The organism is Kitasatospora nipponensis (assembly GCF_039528135.1).
Taxonomy (GTDB): domain Bacteria; phylum Actinomycetota; class Actinomycetes; order Streptomycetales; family Streptomycetaceae; genus Kitasatospora; species Kitasatospora nipponensis.
Genome location: NZ_BAAALF010000650.1, coordinates 1 through 783 on the forward strand (window position 1 = coordinate 1; position 783 = coordinate 783).

Genomic DNA, 783 nt, shown 5'->3' on the forward strand with positions numbered 1-783 from the left:
CCGGCAGGCAGGCCGCCAGCGCCTCCGGGACGGTACCGAACCAGCAGTCGTCCTCCGGAAGCCGGTCGATCAGGCAGTCGGACGCCGTGGTCAGCCCCGCCGCCCGAGGCAGGCCCGAGCCATCGAGCGACTCAGGCACCGCGACGAAGTAGCCGCCCAGCAACATCCCACCGGGCACATCACCGTCGGGAGAAAGACTCTCGATCATGCCCGCACCGTACCTGACCTGCGATGTCGAACTCCGATGAGACGAATCCACGGCAGTCGAACTCCGATGTCCGCTCGTACACGTCACCGGGCAGCGGGCCGGAGCGCCCGTAGCCCACGTCGCTTCCCCGGATTTCCTTCATGCTCGGCTCGATGCCCTGGATCTCGTTCCACGGGCAGGGACCAGCGTCCCGGCGATCGGCGCCGCGACTCCCCAGTGCCCCACGAAGAGGACCAGCACCGCAGCGGCGAGTACGCCGTTGCCCGTCGAGACCAGTACCGCACGAAGGCGCCACTGGGCCGGCAAGCGGCACGGGGCCGGTCGTAGTCGGAGCCCATGCCGGACCCGAGGTCTCCACGGCCACAAGGTCAACTACACTCCGCACACCACTGCGGACATGACGTCAGCGGGGGCGGCGGGGGTACCCTGCCCCGGACCAAGACGAGGCGCAGCCCGGTGCTGGTGGTCAGCTTCGGCGGCGACCGGCTCGATCACAACGACAGGACCATCTGTGGCAACTGACTACGACGCTCCGCGCAAGACCGACGAGGACAGCTCGACCGACAGCATCGAGG

At 68.7% G+C, this 783-nt stretch carries 1 protein-coding gene; it reads right to left on the reverse strand.

Translation table 11 applies throughout. The features are described from left to right. Positions 1–208: hypothetical protein (locus tag ABD323_RS42485; protein WP_344447403.1), on the reverse strand; the 208-nt coding region annotated here is incomplete at its 3' end. Between the last annotated feature and the right edge of the window lie 575 nt (positions 209–783).